The 19,368-nt window shown below is 34.0% G+C and carries 23 protein-coding genes and 2 pseudogenes; 1 reads left to right on the plus strand and 24 read right to left on the minus strand.

The genetic code is table 11. The features are described from left to right. Positions 1–190 precede the first annotated feature (190 nt). The 19 genes and pseudogenes from VKA52_RS04730 to VKA52_RS04820 all read right to left on the minus strand — a co-directional run bounded on the left by VKA52_RS04730 (position 191) and on the right by VKA52_RS04820 (position 14,738). Positions 191–1,126 carry a phosphotransferase family protein gene (locus VKA52_RS04730; RefSeq protein ID WP_326314369.1) on the minus strand — a complete coding sequence of 312 codons (936 nt, stop codon included), beginning with the start codon at positions 1,124–1,126 and terminating at the stop codon, positions 191–193. 224 nt (positions 1,127–1,350) lie between these two features. Further along, on the minus strand, positions 1,351–1,794 hold the full coding sequence (locus VKA52_RS04735; protein WP_326314371.1) for a hypothetical protein: 444 nt from the start codon (positions 1,792–1,794) through the stop codon (positions 1,351–1,353). A gap of 130 nt (positions 1,795–1,924) precedes the next feature. After that, positions 1,925–2,113: a hypothetical protein gene (locus VKA52_RS04740; RefSeq protein WP_326314372.1), complete on the minus strand. Its 189-nt coding sequence runs from the start codon at positions 2,111–2,113 to the stop codon at positions 1,925–1,927. A gap of 677 nt (positions 2,114–2,790) precedes the next feature. Beyond that, positions 2,791–3,471 (minus strand): annotated as a pseudogene (locus VKA52_RS04745) (metallophosphoesterase family protein); the annotation flags it as partial. Between the two features lie 161 nt (positions 3,472–3,632). Beyond that, positions 3,633–4,088: an NUDIX hydrolase gene (locus tag VKA52_RS04750; protein WP_326314374.1), complete on the minus strand. Its 456-nt coding sequence runs from the start codon at positions 4,086–4,088 to the stop codon at positions 3,633–3,635. 14 nt (positions 4,089–4,102) lie between these two features. Then, a complete protein-coding gene (gene fosM, locus VKA52_RS04755; protein ID WP_326314376.1) occupies positions 4,103–4,525 on the minus strand; it encodes a FosM family fosfomycin resistance protein in 423 nt (140 codons plus the stop codon). A 600-nt stretch (positions 4,526–5,125) separates the two neighbouring features. Then, complete coding sequence (locus tag VKA52_RS04760; RefSeq protein ID WP_326314377.1) at positions 5,126–5,560, minus strand: NUDIX hydrolase; 435 nt, start codon at positions 5,558–5,560, stop codon at positions 5,126–5,128. A 160-nt stretch (positions 5,561–5,720) separates the two neighbouring features. Further along, entirely contained in the window at positions 5,721–6,179 is a 459-nt protein-coding gene (locus VKA52_RS04765; RefSeq protein WP_326314378.1) for a hypothetical protein, read from the minus strand. A gap of 98 nt (positions 6,180–6,277) precedes the next feature. Next, positions 6,278–6,679 (minus strand): hypothetical protein, encoded by a 402-nt coding sequence (locus VKA52_RS04770; RefSeq protein WP_326314379.1) that lies wholly within the window; start codon positions 6,677–6,679, stop codon positions 6,278–6,280. A gap of 258 nt (positions 6,680–6,937) precedes the next feature. Further along, on the minus strand, positions 6,938–7,441 hold the full coding sequence (locus VKA52_RS04775) for a GNAT family N-acetyltransferase (RefSeq protein ID WP_326314380.1): 504 nt from the start codon (positions 7,439–7,441) through the stop codon (positions 6,938–6,940). 94 nt (positions 7,442–7,535) lie between these two features. Continuing rightward, positions 7,536–8,105, minus strand: a complete 570-nt coding sequence (locus VKA52_RS04780) for a hypothetical protein (protein WP_326314381.1) — start codon at positions 8,103–8,105, stop codon at positions 7,536–7,538. A gap of 119 nt (positions 8,106–8,224) precedes the next feature. After that, a complete protein-coding gene (locus VKA52_RS04785; protein WP_326314382.1) occupies positions 8,225–8,767 on the minus strand; it encodes a GNAT family N-acetyltransferase in 543 nt (180 codons plus the stop codon). Positions 8,768–8,929: 162 nt separating this feature from the next. After that, positions 8,930–10,162 (minus strand): MFS transporter, encoded by a 1,233-nt coding sequence (locus tag VKA52_RS04790; protein WP_326314384.1) that lies wholly within the window; start codon positions 10,160–10,162, stop codon positions 8,930–8,932. A 709-nt stretch (positions 10,163–10,871) separates the two neighbouring features. Continuing rightward, on the minus strand, positions 10,872–11,360 hold the full coding sequence (locus VKA52_RS04795; RefSeq protein ID WP_326314386.1) for a hypothetical protein: 489 nt from the start codon (positions 11,358–11,360) through the stop codon (positions 10,872–10,874). Positions 11,361–11,468: 108 nt separating this feature from the next. Beyond that, positions 11,469–12,248: an SMI1/KNR4 family protein gene (locus VKA52_RS04800; protein ID WP_326314387.1), complete on the minus strand. Its 780-nt coding sequence runs from the start codon at positions 12,246–12,248 to the stop codon at positions 11,469–11,471. Positions 12,249–12,365: 117 nt separating this feature from the next. Then, a pseudogene (locus VKA52_RS04805) lies at positions 12,366–12,485 on the minus strand (DUF3986 family protein); the annotation flags it as partial. Between the two features lie 329 nt (positions 12,486–12,814). Then, positions 12,815–13,249, minus strand: a complete 435-nt coding sequence (locus tag VKA52_RS04810; protein ID WP_326314388.1) for a DUF4181 domain-containing protein — start codon at positions 13,247–13,249, stop codon at positions 12,815–12,817. Between the two features lie 760 nt (positions 13,250–14,009). After that, positions 14,010–14,216: a hypothetical protein gene (locus VKA52_RS04815; RefSeq protein WP_326314389.1), complete on the minus strand. Its 207-nt coding sequence runs from the start codon at positions 14,214–14,216 to the stop codon at positions 14,010–14,012. 117 nt (positions 14,217–14,333) lie between these two features. Continuing rightward, entirely contained in the window at positions 14,334–14,738 is a 405-nt protein-coding gene (locus VKA52_RS04820) for a hypothetical protein (RefSeq protein ID WP_326314390.1), read from the minus strand. Between the two features lie 301 nt (positions 14,739–15,039). On the opposite strand from VKA52_RS04820, the gene VKA52_RS04825 reads away from it, so the two are divergent. Next, entirely contained in the window at positions 15,040–15,474 is a 435-nt protein-coding gene (locus VKA52_RS04825; protein WP_326314392.1) for a hypothetical protein, read from the plus strand. A 282-nt stretch (positions 15,475–15,756) separates the two neighbouring features. Here the strand turns inward: VKA52_RS04825 and VKA52_RS04830 are convergent, their stop codons facing one another. The 5 genes from VKA52_RS04830 to VKA52_RS04850 all read right to left on the minus strand — a co-directional run. After that, complete coding sequence (locus VKA52_RS04830) at positions 15,757–16,116, minus strand: SH3 domain-containing protein (protein ID WP_326314393.1); 360 nt, start codon at positions 16,114–16,116, stop codon at positions 15,757–15,759. A 256-nt stretch (positions 16,117–16,372) separates the two neighbouring features. After that, positions 16,373–17,134: an aminoglycoside phosphotransferase family protein gene (locus VKA52_RS04835; protein WP_326314394.1), complete on the minus strand. Its 762-nt coding sequence runs from the start codon at positions 17,132–17,134 to the stop codon at positions 16,373–16,375. Positions 17,135–17,262: 128 nt separating this feature from the next. After that, positions 17,263–17,988 (minus strand): UMP kinase, encoded by a 726-nt coding sequence (gene pyrH / locus VKA52_RS04840; protein WP_326314395.1) that lies wholly within the window; start codon positions 17,986–17,988, stop codon positions 17,263–17,265. Positions 17,989–18,336: 348 nt separating this feature from the next. Next, positions 18,337–18,816 carry an HIT family protein gene (locus VKA52_RS04845; protein WP_326314396.1) on the minus strand — a complete coding sequence of 160 codons (480 nt, stop codon included), beginning with the start codon at positions 18,814–18,816 and terminating at the stop codon, positions 18,337–18,339. Between the two features lie 269 nt (positions 18,817–19,085). Then, on the minus strand, positions 19,086–19,368 hold a 283-nt coding region (locus VKA52_RS04850), incomplete at its 5' end, for an FtsW/RodA/SpoVE family cell cycle protein (RefSeq protein ID WP_326314397.1).

Here is a 19,368-nt window from a genome sequence, read left to right on the forward strand (position 1 = left end):
ACATTTAATCATCCACCTCTTTCAACTATAACGATCTGTTACTATAGCCTACGTAAAATATCTTTGATGGTTTCATTTTCCAGTGAATTTAGATAAGCTTTTATGTAAAAAGACGACCGTCACTAATTAGACAATCGCCCCAGTTTTTATAAGACTTGAATTCGAGATATATTGAAGTTGTCCGTACTCACTATTGAGATATGTCTGCCTCTTCTTTAACTACCCTGTTAATTTCTTTCATCTTAAATTCTACAATTTCCTTAATCCTTGCTTCTGAAGTATATCCCTGAAAATACTTATCAATTTCCCATGCCAACATCATTGTTGTATGATCTACATATAAATGGTGAAAATCTCTTCTATATGCATCATTACTTATCGATATCTTTTTACTATCTAATAATTCTTTATAAGCTCTATATGTGTACTGCACCAGTTCTTCGTCATATACATCTTGCAACAATATAGTTATATCCCTTAGAGGTGAACCAATTGCGACCCACTCCCAGTCAATAAACCAAATTTCATTATCGTAACCAAAAACATTCTCAAGGTGCGGATCGCCATGAGTGAGAGTTAAAGGCCCTTTTACTTTATATTCACCAATTTTTAATTTTTGGTAAGCATAGTCTATAAGTTTGGACCAATCAGACGCCCATCCGTGTCTTGCTTTCAATAACTTTAATTGTTTAATAGCCCACTCAGACCATTCATATGTAATAGAGTGAGTATCCAGGGTTAGAGCTGTTTGATCAATCTTTAAGCTATGTAGATAAGAGAGGCGTTGGAGAATAGATACAATCGACTTCTTTTTACTATGTAAAGGTAATTCCATGAAATCATCTTTCAAAGGACTTCCTAAATCAACCATAAGAATGGCTTGTGGATTAGACTCCCACCATTTAACCAGCTTGGTAAATGGCTGTAGATAATTTTCCAACTTCTTGTATACTTCTATTTCATTGTTTCTACCCTCAGCAAATTCCTTATAAATGTATTTTTCCTTTTCATCATTCTGATTTATAATTTCAAATCGGGAAATATCACCCGCATGTGCACCAGTAATATTTTCTATATGAATTGGTACCCATTTCATTTCTTCCAGCCTTTGTTTAAGGATCTTCAAAAATAAGCATCCTTTCATTCAGTTGGTTAACTTCCGTTTGTTCATTCCAATTATTTCAAATTCCCCTTCAAACAACAACAATACTTATAAAAAGGGCTTATCCATTATTAAGGAAAAGCCCCCGTTTTTGTAAGACTTGGAACTGAGATACATGCTACTATGGTTTACTGTTTTTCTATAATAACTTTCCTCTCCACCCTATTATTGATAATTAGACTCAATATTCATTCAGAATCTAAGTCCACTATCCAAGGTAAGAACGCCTCAATCCAAAACCCAATCTTTTCTGAGGTGTTTTCATATATATTCTCACTTTCAAAGCCGATTTGAAAATAATCATCATTGCTTACATAGTATATTTTACTTGTTTTTGAAATAGGACTCTTTAATAATTTCCCGTACAGTCTATAGTCAGCAACATACATATGTTTCCCATTCTCTTCCTCATAAAAGTGGCTTACTTCTGCACCTTTTTTAGGATTGACCCCTATTTCTTGCAATAAATCCTTAACAATCATAGGAAATGTGTTAGTTGTAAGTACGTAATTTTTACAGTAACTACAATCACAATGTTCTTTCTCACCTATAAATGGAAGATTCTTATAGTAATTTATAGTCTTATCATAATCGACTTCTAATTCATACCCCTCGAAACTTACTGAATGCACTTAACTTCCTCCTTTCCCTTCTTTAATTGTTTTATTAAAGATATGCCCGTTTTCCGAAAGAATTGTATTCAAGATATTGAAGCATATCTTTAACTAAAGTACGCCTTGAGACCAGAAGGATGAATGTATTCTATTTATATGCCTTTGCAAATGTCGATGGTGAAAAGGAAACTTTGTATTTACCTTCAAGTTCTTTCTGTACTTTTTCTGTTATTTTCAATCCCTCTTTATTATGTTTTGCTTCAAGTTCTACACCATTAGGAACTATTTCATCTTTATCCCAATCAATCCATTCACCATACTTCCCAATCCATTTCATTAACTCCAACTTCAAATCGAGTTCAATTGGAATCTCTTCTATGTCAAGGTTGCAATTACAGTGATTACACCAAATAGGGTCTGCACCTACATCTCCCTCAACTTTTAATTCATTTTTTTTTGTTGTTTACATTCACATTTCATATTGTTCCTCCCCTCCATTTATTAAAGTACACTGCTCTGTTAGTTAAAAGGACGATCGTCTATATTGAACAATTGCCCCCGTTTCATGAACACTCGAATCCGAGATAATATGGAGTTGTTCTTCAACTAACACACCCAATATTTTAATAATATTTATTTTCTTTTAGTTTAATTTACCGTCTCTTTTTTCTCTTTCCAGTGAATGACAATAAGGCTTGCCGAGAAAATTAACAGTACCAACATAAAAATTGGTGAGATTAGTGATATTACTCCTGCTTGTTCGCTAATCTTACTAATAAGTTCGAACAAAAAATAGGGCATTAACAGTATGCTTATTGGAAATATAAGAACTTCAACTTACATACCTCCAATTCAAATTCTGACTTTTAATTGTATTCTTGTACGGATAGGAAAGTATCAACAATTCTGCTCGCTAGCGAAAAAGATGAGTATTCCTATTAAGCAATTGCCCCCGTTTCTATAAGACTCAGCTTCAAGATAAATCACTAAGAAATAATTATCAGACTGCTCTTTTCATTTATATATTTGCATAATTACATCTTTTCGGGGGAATTTTATTTCTCTTAACTGGTTCAAGTAAGCCTCAAAATCATATGGTACATACTTTTGCTTAATATCAATATCAGTTTCATTTATATCTAATAACCCATAACGAGCGTAAGGTTTATCAAAGCAACCAACTGATCCAGGATTGAAAAACGTTTTGTTTTTAGAACTAAATTTGTGACTGCTATGATCATGACCAAAGCTCACTAAAGAGAAATCATTTAAGTTATCTAAAACTGAAAAATTAGACGGGGTAGGAATACCAGTCAAATCGAAAGGGTCTTTGCTAATATGTACATTTAATAAGTCTTCTTTCATTGGATAATGTATGAAGTGAATAAAGTGCTCGCCTATTGTTTCATTTATGAGACGGGGAAGTGTTTCTAGGACTGAGATATACTGTGGATCGAGTCGATCTGCAATCCATTCATGATGCGGAATAACATTAATACGGCTTTCCGGATAAGGTTCATTATTAACTACAGCTAATACTGCTTCATCATGGTTACCTGTAATCATTTTCAAGTGAGGTATTTCCATTAATGTGCCCATAACCTCATTAGAGGAAGGACCTATTCCAATCATATCTCCAAGGCAATAAATCACATCTACCGATTTTTTTCTATATCCTTTAACACTGCTTTTAAAGCGTGAATATTTCCATGAACATCAGTAATAATGGCCGCTCTCAACACACCTTTTCTCCTCTCTTTACGTTTTTTTTGATAAGATCCACAAGACGTATGTATTAAAAGACGATGTTCAATTAGCAATCGCGCCGTTTCATTAAGACGAGATCACGAGATATATTAACTTAATATCGCCTTCTTTAGGTCCTCTAAGATTGTTTGATTATTAGGAGTCATTTGAGGTAAGGAATCTAGATCAAAAAACTGCAAATCTTTAGTCTCGTCTTGATCTACTGTTGGTGTACCTACAAATTCTTGACTTATGTAAATAACGTTAACAAAATAGACTTCATCACCATTCGGGTAAATGTAGTGTTGTGATTCCCCAGAATAAATATTAAATATCTCTAGATTCTGTACTCGTAAACCTGTCTCCTCAAATACTTCTCGTTTAACAGTATCTTCTACTGCTTCCCCGATTTCCACTGCTCCTCCGGGGTGGGACCATTGATGGTTGTCCGTTCTATGCTGCAATAAAACTCGATTCTGGTTATCTAAAATCAGGCAACCTGCCACACTTACAACGAGAGGCATAGATCCAACCTTCTCACGTACTTTCATAATATAGTCAGCCATGCACACACTCCTTTCTATTCATAAAAATCCATATAAGGTTTAGCCTCTTTGTAGTAATTAATACGATCCTGTAAGGTTCCAGTATGAAATTCAAACTTATGACCATCAGGGTCTGTAAAATAAATCGATTTCTTATCACGATGATCTCTTTTTCGACCCGATAGAATGTTTACCTTCATATCAATTAACTCTTTGTAGGTATGGTCAAAGTCCTTTTCTTCAATGGAAAAGGCTACGTGAGTGTAGGACTGCGAAATTTCATTCCTGGGGATATCCCGTTCCTCATTCAAGGCAAGCCAATGACCATTAAGATCAAAATAGGCCGTCGTTTTACCTTTCACGAGTAACTTAGCCTTGAACACTTTCTCATAAAATTCAACGGATTTCTCCAAGTTAGATACAGAAAAGAGAAAGTGGTTAACTCCTTTAATGTTCATGAAGTTCATCTCCTTCGTACTGTTTCTTTTTAAAAATTCAACTAATTACAATTATTTCAAAATATGGAATTAATATCAATTCTCCACTCAAGTAAAAGGACGTAACTTTCGTAAAGTTGCGTCCTTTTACTTGAGTTAATGAACTATTTGAGTAGTGTCCAATATTAAGATTGCTCCCTTTACGTGAAGACTCGAATTCAAGATATCTTAAAAAAAGACGCATTCCAATTTAATGAAAAACCCATCCATCTGTACCCAATCAAATTATTCTATGAGATAATATTATATCGATATAATTTGTTAATCGTATCAGCTCAAAGGAGAGTTTACCCTTATGTTTTTAATCACTAGAGAGGTTAATGGGAAAAAGGAAATTTTAAAGGATTCAAATAGCCATTTGTCCAAAACCTTTCCTTCTTCCATAGCAGCAGAAGATTTTTGTATAAAATTAAACCACTCAATCATTTCTGAGAAACACTGGAGGGTAGAGAGAAGTGAGTATAGTTAAGCGAGCAAGAGTTTTGTGCTTACTTTTCAGGTCCCCTCTTATGGGTGCTTCAGTAAAGCCCCTTATACATAAAGACTCAATTTCAAGATAAATTATTTGTTGTGTTCCACATTTCCTCTAAGAATATAAGGTACTGACTTGTTTAATATTCCACTTACTTCCATAGGTAGATGTAAAAACTGTTCTGCCAAATCTAAGTCCATCCAAGTCACTTCTTCAATTTCTTCAGGAAAGGAGATGTTTATTTCACCACCAACTATATTTCCTAAAAAGGTAAAGAAGACTGCGTGGTGATTTCTTTCTTCAAAGAAAGCTTCCATCACTGAAAAGATGCCATCCACCTTAACCTCTAACCCAGTTTCTTCTTTAACTTCACGGATAGCTGCCTCTTGAAGAGTCTCTCCATACTCTACTGCACCTCCAGGAAGAGTATAGTAAGAGGCATTTTCACCGGTGTTTTTAACCATCAATATTCTTTCATTCTTTTCATCGGTTAATAATACATATGCTACATCTACCCTCTTCAAAATTTCCCCTCCTTTTATTTAGCATTTAACTTGAGTCACTTTTTTTGTATGTAAAGTGTGATCTTACCTTTTAAACTATTGCCCCCGTTTCTTTAAGACTTGATTTCGAGATATCATGGAAAAATAGAACAAAAAATAACCTCACTCGTTGGCACTAATTTCATTCGTGATTTATAATAATCTCTTTTAGATCTTTACTTTCAACAAAGTATTCATGAGGTCTACCTTTGAAACTATCCCCACTTGCGATTACTTTAAAAATATTTTCACCTTTATAGCCAATATAGTAATCATTGCCCTTTTCTTGTACGTTAAAATCGAAGTGTGAAGCCGAAATCTCCTCCTTTAATGGACCGTCTACTTGTATTGTGTTAATAATCGCTTGATTTTTATTTTTATCTCTTTCAATTGAATGAAACTTCGCACTGTTATAAGTTTCCACAGCTTCATTTAATACATCTTCATTTTCTATCAAGCTAATATCCTTTATCAAAGTTCCACCTTTATAAATTTTAAGTGACCCCTTAGAAATTTCTTCTGGATTGACTTTTTTTATTTCATTACTTGAGCAGCCCACGATAATAAAAAGCATTAACAATATAAATACAGCTTTCTTCATATGTATTTTCCTCATCTCAGAGATTAATTTAACTCTAGAGCCATGCAAACAATCCAGGACGTTTGTTCACATCGAGATATCTAGAATTCAATTTGGTTCTATAGCGTTATCTCTTTATAAATCGACTTATAAAAATCTTGAACTTCTTCATATAAATCAGGATTCCCATTTTGAATTTCGTACATCTTGTCTGTTGATCCACCATCCTCAAAACTCACCACTAGACCTTTGCCATCACTTGTTATATCAATGAATAACGCGCTTTTTCTGTTCTCTGCATTAGTCATAACGATGGAAAGCAATTCATCTTCACTTGCATATTCAATACTCAAATCGTTTATATTGGATTTTTTTACTCGTTTTAATTTAATATCAGCAATTATCGATTCAAATTCATTTATCTTTTTCTGTTTGCTAGTTTTGGCTTCTTCATTAGCATTAATAATGTGTTGATCATCACGTATATCTATAGCACCTATAGGCTTCTTCTCTTCTACCATTGATAATAACGAGAAGGTGTGATCATTTTGAGTCTCACACCCCGCTATAAAAACTAGGAACAGTGATAACAAGAAGAACCGAATAATCATACTAACAACCTTTCAATGAACTGACTTTACTTATTCCAATCATTTCAAATTTCTTTAATTTCCACAATACATTATCTTGAAACTATTTCTTCCACACCCTCTCAAGACATAAAGAAAAGAGGCGTACCACTTGTCCGAGAAACGCCCCCGTTTCTGGAAGACTTGATTTCAAGATATTCTTAAAGTCATATGTGCTTCGTTAAAATACTGGCCATTAAATTTAAGTGCTTCTTCTTCCACACCATATGTTTTAAAGCCTAAATCGGAGTATAATTTCTTTGCCCTTTTATTGCTAGTTACTACAGTTAGGTTTAGTCTTTCAATTTCTTTTATATTCTTAGCTTTATTTATCACTTCTTGCAATAAGGACCTTCCAACACCATTCCCTCTTGATTCAGTCCTCACGTACATCCCTAATATAAGTGCCTTATGGTTAAGCTTTGATGGACTTTCCTGTAGCATTGTTATTACACCTATAAGCACACCATCAACAAATGCTCCATATGTAAAGTTTCCTTTATTTTTAAGATACTTTGCTACTCCCTCAATTGGATCTTCTCTCTTTAAGGCTTCTTTGTAGCTAATTGCAAAAGCTTCTGGGTTAGCTCTTAAAGCATTTAATCTTAAGTCCCAATAATCTTTTGCATCTGTTGGTTCTAATAAACGTATCATATTTATTCCTCCTCTTTTTTTTGTTTAGCTCCATTTCTGTAAGATTTGAAATCGAGATAAAATGAAGCAGATTTCCACTAATGCCACTCTAAGCTCAATTATCTTCCTTCCAACCTATTTTCTTAATAATAACAGCTATAACTTTATTCTCATTAAAACCAAACTCTATATTTATCATATTATCTTTATCAAAATATCCAAGGGTATCTAAGCCACTTTCAACCCTTTCATAATAGTTCTCACCGTATTCTTTAATCACCTGTTCTTTTGTATCCCCGGTTTTAATTTCTTTTGCGGTTTCATATACCTTGGAGTTTTCGTGTGTTCTTCGTATGAATAATCGAATAACCTTGTCATCTACAAAACCAAACTCCACACCATCGTAGCTTAAATATTTTGATTTTGGATCTTCTATTTCTTCGACTTCACTTGGTTTTCCGAAGGTATTTATTACCTCGTTCTCATATGAATTTATTGATATAGAATTGATATTTTCACCTGAGAGGTCAATACTCTCTGTGCTTTCATAAAAATCCATCGTTTCCTTCGCTAATGGTTCACATCCTATTAAAATCAAAAGCATAATTATAGCTGAAAGTACTGTTGAAGTTCTCGGATTTATCCTCAAAATAATTACCTCATTTTTCCCACTAGAATATTTCAACACAAAAATAAAAAATTTATTTTTAAAATCACTGCTCGTTAGCACAATAAAAGATAACTGCCACGCGACTATCGCCCACGTATCTGTAAGACTCGATATCAAGGTAGTCACGATTATAATTAATTTAATCTCCCCATCAACAACGTATTATAGTAATTATCATCAGATAAAAACTTGTCTTTCTGTAATACACCTTCAACCTCAAAACCATAATTTTTATAAAGAGTTATAGCTTTCTCGTTTGTTTCCAGGACATTCAAAGTGATTTTCTTTATGTTATTTGCATCTGCCCAACTAATACTTTCTTTTAAAAAGTTCTTTCCTATTCCATATCCCCAATATTTCATCAATACACCTACACCAAACTCTACTTTATGAGAACTTCTTTTTAATGCATTTCCTTCACATCTAGAGAAACCAGCAAGGGTTCCATTTACTTCAGCTACCAAGAAAATATTGTTCAAACTTTCTGAATCACTTTTGATAATATCCTTAAATCCTTCTTCGTTTATGTATGCTTCTCCTTTAACTCTATCCAAATTTTCAGTTTCACCATCTATCTGTAACCTTAATTCAGATAAAGCTTGCGCGTCTTTGAATTGTGCAGATCTTACTTTGTAATGGAGGTTACGAACTTCATATTGTTTTGTGTTTACTATCATATTACTCCCCCTCTTAAGGCATCCCGTCGCAACCCCGTAACTTTCTAGATATACAAGACAACTACCTTATTGAATAATTGCCCCCTTTTCTTTAAGACTCAAGTTCAAGATATTAAAGAATTTTAAGTACAAGCGATAACAGTGAGTATATGGATTGAAGGATCAAATTCCTGAAACATCTTCAAAAAAATACTTTTGTTTGGATCGCTTATACACCAATAAAATAATGGCTATGGAAGTAATAAATAAAAAGGCTGCCACCCCTATAATCGTATAACGCAAAGACCACTCCCCAAGTAAACCAATTAATAAAATGAAAGAAATTTGAGCTATACTTTGGAGCACTCCTAAAACACTCGTAATCCTCCCCATCCGCTCAACAGGGATATTATTTTGATAGAACGTAAGGATTCCAGTACTTGAAAAGGCGTTGAAGAACCCGAGGATAATAAATCCAATTACCAACATCATGAATGTATCCGAGAATGCATATATTCCATAACCTACAGATACCAAAAGAAACCCTATCCCGATCAAATTCTTTGTAGAGATATACTTAGAAACGACAGCAATCAATAACGATCCAGAAACAAAACCGATACCAGTAATAGTGACTAAAAGACTGAATTGAAACTCTGATACGCCTACTACTTGCTGGGTGAATACTACTTCCTGGGAATCCATGGCTAATGTGCAAACAGTGGTTACCAGATACAACATATAAACCGAAATAATAAACGATTCCCGTTTACCATAATCAATGACTTCCTTCCAGTCTTCTTGCATCTGTTTTATTGAAAGCTTTCCCTTATTCAATTCAACTTTACTGTCCACATTAGGTAGCAAATATAGAAAAAAAGCAGAAACCAAAAAAGAAACTGCATTTATGTAAATTGCAAAGTCAACAGAACCTATCATTATTAAAATACCTGCAATGGAAGGACCTACAATGAATGCCCCTGAAGTAATCAGACTATTGATTGAATTGAACTGTTTACGCTGATACTTTGGGACAAGCTGGGTTGTAAAAGTCATTGAAGTAGGGTTGAAAAATGCTTTTGCCATTCCGATGAGGAATAACACGAAGTATATTGCCCAAACGTTAGGTAGGAGTGGAATAACCCCAACTGCTCCTGCACGCACTATATCCATACCAATCATTAGGTGACGTTTATTACCTCTATCGACAATGCTCCCTGACCAAAACTGGGTAAAGATCACTGCAAGTGGACTGATAGCCCAAAGTCCAGCAACAGCAGCTGCTGACCCAGTCATTTTCAAAACTAACAAATTAATTGCCACTAGATAAATGAAGTCACCTAACCTAGAAATACCAACCCCTGTAAGAAGTAATACGGCTTGTTTCCACTTATGTATCCATACCTGCTTAATCAAATTATCACCTCATCACAGTTTGACGAAACCCTCACCATTAACCCTTTACCTATAAACTTAATCTATACAATGACACTCTATTCATACCAGTAAGAGGTATTCCTTACACACCCAAATCATCATAAATCCTTTTGCAGTGAAGGTGGCCATTTCCGATTGTAATTCCTTAGTGAGATAATAACACAAATTGGTAATTCATCATCTCTTTTTAATTCAGAATTGCAGTTGCTGAAGCTTGCCCCCGATACTTGAGGACTCAAATTTAAGACATTACTAGTTTCGCTAAACCTTCTCTTCTTCGTTTACGCTTATAAACTGAAGGTAATAAGAAATACACAACAAAATGTATATAATTGACATCCCTTAATGTTTCAGTTAAAGGAGGAGAAAATAGTGTTTAGTATAAATGAGATGAACAAGTATCAAAAAAGAGCAGGAGTGATTTTATTAGCTATTCTGATTATTCTATTACCATTTCTAAATGAAAGAATTAACTCTCTACTAATTTTACTTATCTATTTCGCAGTATATTGTGGAGTAATGTACAGTGTAGGGAAAATTACGAATGGAAAAGACTATTCAAATTTTTAATACAGTAGATCAAAAAAGGGGCTGTTATTTATTTAACGCCCCCGTTAGTTGAAGACTTGGGATTGAGATATCTCGATCTTGATTTAAATTAGCGGACACTTGTGTTTAAGAACATTTCCTAAGGTTTAACCACTGAACCATCAGGTTGACCAATTAAAAGTTTTTGTAACCTAATAGAAGTTATTACATCTCCATTAAGTTCAGTTACTAATACTTTAATATCACCATTGGAAACCATCTTTCTTAGAGCCTCTTGACTAACAGACTTTTTTAAGGTCAAATTGTTTCCTACGAAAAATGTATCTTGATTCTTAAAATCTGGATTACCTTTAAAAATATCCTGACTATCAAATGTTACCTTATAGTCTTCATTTAATACAGACTGCAGTTCATCTGATAATTCAAAGGTTACTAAAAAAGGTTCACTTGTTTCTTGATGGTCATGCTCTAACCAAACAGTAGGTGCCAACAAATGAATGCCTTCTTCCTTAACATAAGCTACATAACTTTCATCTTCTTGAATACTTACTCTTGTCTGTTCATCTAAGTTATCGCTACACCCAAGAAGTAGTATTAGTATTAATAAACCTAGTATTTTTACCTTCAAAAATTCCCACTACCTCCTCGCCTTCACTAACCTGCTCTGTTAATCAAAAAGCAACCGTCTATATTAAACAATCGCCCCCGTTACTTTAAGACTCAGTTTCGAGATAATCTATAGGTCATATTGTACTTTTACTTCCTTCATCTCCCTCCTTATATCTTTGCTTTTATCCCTAGACAAATTGTTTATAATCCGTTTAAGGATTTTCAAAGAAGGCTCTGGAGATTCATAAAGGAAATATTCTATATTCACTCCTATGACACTAGCCACTGCTTCCCTAACTAATAAACTTGAATGCTCAGTAAGTTGCAATAGATTGGCTAAATACCACTCTATATCCTCCGTGTCCTGGTAGCTAAGCAGCACCTCTTCTATTAGGAATTCCTCTTGACCTGAAAATATCGTTTCAGCTTCTTCCTTCGACCAACTGTCTTTCTCATATTCTTGACTCAATTCTTTATAAGTAAGTTTTTTCAAGAACTCTTCGAAGCTGGGAGCTACTTTTATTACTTCTTTACTATCTGCTTCAATATATATGACATGGGGTGGTTCAGAGGAATTATCTAAAGCAAACCAAGCGTTTCCTTCTCCATTAAAGACTAAAATGTTTTGAAGAAGGTCCCACTCCTTAATCAAATATGGACTGTCTAATAACCCAGGATGTCCAATTCCATAAATGTGGTTAATTTCTAAATAAACGTCCTCTTCTTGAAAGCCACCTGCTTGAACTGAATTATATTTAATAATTCCGCCGTTTTGATTTTGTAGTATCCTCTTGTAGCTAAGTGGCAACTTAAGCTTAAGATTTCTCTCAAAAGCATTAATTGTTTGCTCATCAATATCCTCTAATTTATAGGGGTCATCATCATAATTTGTAACCCAAATATCCAAATTAATCTACACCTCCTCAGATAGTACAAACTTAATAAGTAGCTAATAACTGAGCTTACTCAAATGACGGTCCCCTTTATTGAGGAATTGCCCCCTATTCTTGAAGACTCGAATTCATTCATAGTCTTCTATAAATACATCCCAGATGTCTTCCCTTTTCCTTTTATAAGCCACTACTTCAAGATAGTGTCCATCTTCATAATAGCCTATATGATAATGTTGGTGGAGTACGTACATCTTACTTGATCCCTTCCTCGTAATTACTAAAAAATAAAGTCGACATCTTCACATTAACGCCCCCGCTTCTATAAGACTTGAAACTGAGATAAGTCCTAGGTTATTGAGTATTTGTACAAGTCAACCTGCCATGAAAGGCAAGAAAATCACACCTAACACAATGCTCAATAACAATGTAATGATCCAGTCTCTTCTGCTTCTCGTATTAAACAAAAAGTTAAATATTGAACTTATGATAAAGCATGCTGAAAATCCAAATAAGAAAAATGCTATGAATTCCATTTCAACACCTCTTCTAAAATAGTGTTCCTCCTCTAATATAGCGTGACTTATACCAGTCCCCAAAAATCAGTGTTTAATATCGATATGTATATTAGAAGGGTAAATGTCATCTCCAAAATGGTTACTTTATAAGCATTAGGGTTTTGTGCATACTTTCGTTCCATCACAGCTCTTCCTATTTCCGACACAACAAGAAATACAATAATTATATACCACGGCTGTAAAAACCAATATGTAATTGTTGGGTAGCTCATAATGTTTATGCTATATCCTAAAATTAGACTGATTGCAGCAATGATTCTTATTATCCAATCAATCCTTGTATGTTTTTCATTAACATGGTTGTAGGAAAGTATCTTCTTTCTCTCCACCTTTAACCATCTTCTAATTATTGTGTTAAAAGAAACCAACAATACACTAACTATGGTTAACAAAAGCAATAACCCCAACCAAAAATCAGAATCCAGACCATAACCTAACATAATATGCTTCCTTGCATTTTCAGTATTGGGTTATGTTGAATAAACTATATAAACAACTTTCTGTCCATATAATATCCCTCCTTATATTTATCAATAGCATCCCTAATCTAATAAGAAAGGTATTCTCAATATTGAAGTAAAGCCCCCGTTTTTATAAGACTTGAAACTGAGATAACTCCCAGATTATGTAGTATAAAATCACACCAAAAACAATGCTCAATACTATAGTGCTTGTTATTGGACATTTAAATTAACGTCTTTTCTCTTCTTCATTTTATTTGCCGCGAATCTAATTATTAAATAAATGATAAGTACATTTAACAGAAAAGTCGCAGGATTAATTGCCATTCCATCATTACCGCTAAATAAGTTATCAAAAAGCCAGACACTGTAAGGCTCTTTCTGGTGTATCGTTATATACTTTAATGTAAATCCAAAAGTATGGTTGCCTATTCCTTCATTAGAATAATTACTAGGTATGAAATATGGTATAAAAATACATAGGAGCAAACTCCAACTCATATGTTTCCAGTTTAACCTCTTCACAAAACCCCTCCCTGATTAAACTTTATTTGCTTTTTAAATTTAAAATTTATATTCATCAGAAACACTGTGCAAGTGAAATTAAAGGGGGGGGGCGTAGTCTTTTAAGCAATTGCCCCCGTTTACGTAAGACTCGATTTCAAAATAATATTAGCCCATCTTCCTTTATCAATAAGGGTTACATTGGAATGATCTTGATCACATTAGCGACAAATTATTACCTTGAACCTTTTTCCATAAAAGCTCTCTTTATATCAAAGAAACCAAATATTCCACAGACAAATGTGCCGAAAACTAAAACACTCGTAAGGACCCAATTTTGTCCCCAACTGCTAATTGCACTATAAAGACAAGCTAAAGCAATTACTAGTGCTCCATATTTTTCTCGCCATGTATATAATTTTGATAACCTTTGATTCTCCATACATAGTCACCTCCGAGGACATTAATTAATAAAGAAAAGCCCCCTTTTCTATAAGACTTGATTTCGACACAATTAAAGCATATTTTCAACTACACTTTTTAGTTGAGGAAGATTATTTTACGGACTATATCCCAAAGTCATACTAAAAAAGAAAGCATAGGCAAAAAGTATAGCTAAACCAACTACAAAGAAAATAAACATGAGAATTTTTCCTTTTAAGTTTTTCTCTCTTTTGAACCAAGAAAGGCATACGATTAGAAATAAGATTGCTGTTGGTACTAAATACAATAATAATCCTATATCTGACCAATCTGAATTTTTCTCCCAATAAATATCAGGAATAGGAGGGTGTTCATAAAGAAAACTAATTCTTTCTCTTACTATGATGAATGCCGCTGTTAGTACGATGAAGTACCCATAACCAATGTATTTAACAATATTAGTAAACGCTTTTGATTTGTGAATCATAATTGCAACCACAACTAATAACGGTATTAACGGAAAATATTCGCTCACTTCCATTTCTTCTCACCTCTAACGACCCGATATTCCTTGGGCTTATGTAATAAAGGGCTAATGCTCTATTGAACAATCGCCTCCGTTTCTATAAGACTTGATATCGAGATATATTGTGAATCCACCGTAAAGACGTTGTTTTACTATTACTTATCAACCTTTTAACAACCTTATAAGCTTAACCAAGTGAAGAAGGAATGAATTTCATGATAATATTTGATAAATAAATATATAATACTCTCATTCAAACTAGAATTCCTTTCCTTAAAGATCCACGTGTAGAAAAATATTACGAGGGGGATAAGCAATGAAAATGGTGTGCCCCAATATTAATGACTTAGCAAATTGGAAGAACATTTTTGAGTATGCAGTCAAAAACTCCACAAGGTTTAGCATCGTTTTTCCTGAAGGGGCTCCTGACGATGACAACCCTTTGTTAACTGGAAAAAATGATTTCTTAAACCTAGAAAATATAAGTATATCACCTTGGGATGGAATGGATAATTCTATAAAAATTTCAGGTGAATTATGTAATGAATCATTAAATACATTTTATAAGTATATTACCCCTTCCTTTTCGAAAGAAGGTTCGTCTTTATGGCATTTCGAGTTATGGGACGATAGCCAACCAATTCTAAGTATTTCTGACTTTAATGTATGTATCTTAAATCTCGATAACCAAGCTCTAAATGCAATAAAAAAAGAAGAAATTTCATTACAACAATTTGATGTAATCCGATAAGGTTAACCTCATTCCAACTGAACAATCCTAAACACGACACGACGTTTAGGATTGCTCAATTATAGGGATTACACACATTGAACACCCATTATGCATTCCTTTTTATCAATTGACACTTCGATTATAGGATATCCTAACTAAATATAAAATTCCTCTTCCCATAAAATACTTAAATTTGTCAAAAAAGCTTGTTAAAGAGAAGCCCCCGTTAGTGGAAGACTTGATTTCGAGATACCTTGTAATAAATTTTTTAATTAACGCACCCTTTAGTTGAATAAGAAGTTATTCTTGTTTATATAATTTCACATTTTCATTTGGTACCCAACCTTCATTAGAAGAATTAAGTTTTTTAACCCAAAACCAACCATTTAAATCTTTTTGTTTAAAAAGTAGTTCTCCAATTTCTACATTTAATTCTTTTGCTATATAATCTTCTAATATCTTTCCTCGAACATCTATTATTTGTTCAGGAACCCATCCTTCCAACTTTGAATCAACTGTATAGCAATATATCCAGTTATCCCAATTCTCATTTCCAGTATATCTTTCTCCCATATCAACAGTTTGTCCTTTAGTTAATTTAATTGGGTTTGGATAGTTACTTGTGTGATTGTTTGTAACTATATATATATTATTATTCATATTGACTTCTTTCCTCCGATGATTTTTATTAAAATTATCCTGTCCCGTTAGTTAAATGCCATGATATTCATTGTGTTTATATGTAAAGGGCTAATGCTCTAGTGAACAATCGCCCCCGGTTGTCAAAGACTTGAATCCAATATGATTTGAATATATTGATACTAACCCATCAAACGAATATGAAACACTAATTTATTTGCTCTTCGGTTTCCCTTACTAATTTGCATTCGTGAATAGTAAGTTGCCATATACTCCTTTAATTTGCTTCGATATAATGGTTGATAATTTCCAGAAGTCGATCAGAGCTTTCCGATGAAACACCTTCAGAAAGCCTGGCTGCAGCAATAATAGGAGCCCATTCCAAAATTTCAACTTTTGAAAGACCACTCTTCTTACAATATAGATTCAAATATGTATCCGCCATATCCCCCGAGAACCGAGAATATAAAAGGTAAGTCCTACATACATCAGCCCCGATATTTCCAACACTTGCATCTACCCAATCTATTGTTGCAGCTCCCCTGTTCGAACTGATCACATTATATATGTGATAGTCTCCGTGACAAAGCCTCATCTCAATAGGTATGGAATCTAACTTTTCAATTAACAATGCTTTGATGTTGTCTTCTAACTTTGGTGCAATTTTAATTTGTCGATTTAATTTCGCAGACATAAGCTCAATACACTCGCCCTCAATTTGATGAATTCTTTGGTGTATATCTACGGAAATACTCAAGTAATGTTCCTCTTGTTCTGGATTATGTGACATGAGTTCTCCTATTGTTTTTCCGGGGATATACTCCATCAAAAGGGCTTGTTTGCCATCTATTTTAGTAACATCCAATACTTTTGGAACGTGAATTCCACAAGAGTAAGCATAATCTTGCTTATAAGCTTCATTTATCGATTCCGTCTCAGGGAGATTATCATTGAATACTTTTATGATTTTGTTCTCAAAAAGATAAACCTTTGCTGTATTACCGACGGCAAATGGCTCCCCTATATCATTTAGGTTCATATGTCACCTCTACATTTCGTTTCTTACCTTTTCAAACTAAAGCCCCCTTTACTTGAAGACTCGAAATCGAGATAACTTCTTTTCTTCGAACCACAACTTATATACCTTTATACTAATAAATCACTGTATTATTGTAGAGTTTCATGGTGAGTTACTGTTGTACCAATTTGATTACCTTCCAAAAGCTTTTTCATTGTACCAGACTCATTAAAGTCAAAAATATGTACTGGTAATTTATGATCCCTTGCTAGAAGTAATGCAGATTGATCCATAACCTTAAGATTATGTGCTATGACATCATTATAGTTTAAGTTTTTGTAGATTTTGGCATCTTTATTATGGTTAGGATCACTTGTGTAAACACCATCAACGCCTTGCTTTGCAACAAAAATCGCATCACTATTCGTCTCAATTGCACGTTGTACGCTCGGATAATCAGTTGTTACAAAGGGTTGTCCATTTCCACCACCAAATATTACGATATACCCTTTATCTAAATGATGTACTGCACGCAAGCGGATATATGGTTCGGCTACAGAGGTTACTGGAACTGATGTCATTACACGTACGTCTTTATTTGTTTTACTCTTTAGTACTCCTCTTAACATCAAGCTATTAATGATAGTACCCAGTGTGCCTATATTGTCCGCTTCTACTCTATCAATCCCCCAAATTTCAGCTAAATTCCCTCTGAAAATGTTTCCACCTCCAACTACTATCGAGACCTCTACACCCGCATTAACGACCGATAGGATTTCGTCTGCTATATGACTTAAACGTTCACTGCCAAAACTATTACCATTTTCATCTCCAAGTGCTCCACCACTAATCTTAATCAGAATCCGTTTGTACATTTTCTCACTCCTCTTTTTTGTATAAAAAAAGAACCAAAGGCAAAAATCCTTTAGTTCTTAAATAGAAAGAGAGAATTATTTACATTAATAAAGTAGTCACGAAAATCTTTAAATTCCATAAAATATCTCCCCTTCTAGAGTTCTGAAACTAACTTCCTTTAATAGAATAATGAAGTTAAATGTTATAGTCAATGATTTTTTTGACTATTCTTAATAAATTACGAGAGAATTGCCCCAATTCTGTCAAGGCTCGAATCCCAGGTATTATTGTGACCTTGACTATGCTCGGGCTAGCGAAATAAAAATATATTTTCTATTAGCTAGCTTAATTAAATAACAAAACTTTGTTTAATAAGCTTTTTCCATTAACTCATAAATTTTATTGCTTAACTTTTCTTTCATTTTTCCATGGTCTTTATCGGAGTATTGATATTCAAAATTACGCCACTTTTCACCTGAATACTGCCAAACTGGATAAGGAATTCGTTCTTCAGGCTCCCAATTATATCGAGGAAACACATGGGCATGTAAATAAGCATCTGTATTCCCATAAATTGAATAATTAACTCTTCTAGGATTACATACTTTTAAAATAGCTTCTCCTATCAAACTCATGTCTAACAAGTATTCACTTCGCTGTTTGAAATCAAGTTCTTCTAAGGAGCCAAATGCTTTAGATGGTAAAAGCACACAATAACCTGGTAGAAACTGAGTATCTCCAATGGCAGCAAAACCACTTCTCATTTTTGCAATTACCATTGGATTTTCCCCACTATGTGCAGATCCAATTCTGTCCTTTTTCCACTCTTTATTAAAGTTTGTTTTCATTTTCTACCTCTCTCTAAAATTTATTTAATAACAACTTCTATAAATGTTTTATGAAGCCTTCTTTTATAAATCCTAATTCGTCAGAGAAAAAGCGACCGCCCATATTGATCAATCGCCCCCTTTACCGGAAGACTTGATTTCGAGATATTAGTGGTGAAAGTACCACAACTCACTCTATTTCCCTTTTAATTGTATAAATCAGGAACGGGCAATATGATTGCATGGATAATGCAGCTAGCCAGGAAAGCTACGGCACATTCTCCTCTGTGTTATGACTGGTGAGATAACATCGCTCCAACGATAGCCTTTTTTCTGTACACACTTAAGATCAGTCCAAACACCACTGCATGTAAAACCATAGGATGAAAACCGTAACTTAAGAATGGGAGAGAAAACGCCATAAATGGCAGCAATCCAAAGGACATTAGAAGATGATAAAGAAAAGGAACCGAATAAAAAGTTAGTCCCCCAGTAATGAGCATTTTTCCAAACCTATCGCTGATCTTTAGATTCACAACAACCAGCCGCACCATCAATAATAAGAGTACAAGA

The sequence above is a fragment of the Halobacillus sp. HZG1 genome, from assembly GCF_035818575.1.
Lineage (GTDB): Bacteria > Bacillota > Bacilli > Bacillales > Halobacillaceae > Halobacillus > Halobacillus litoralis.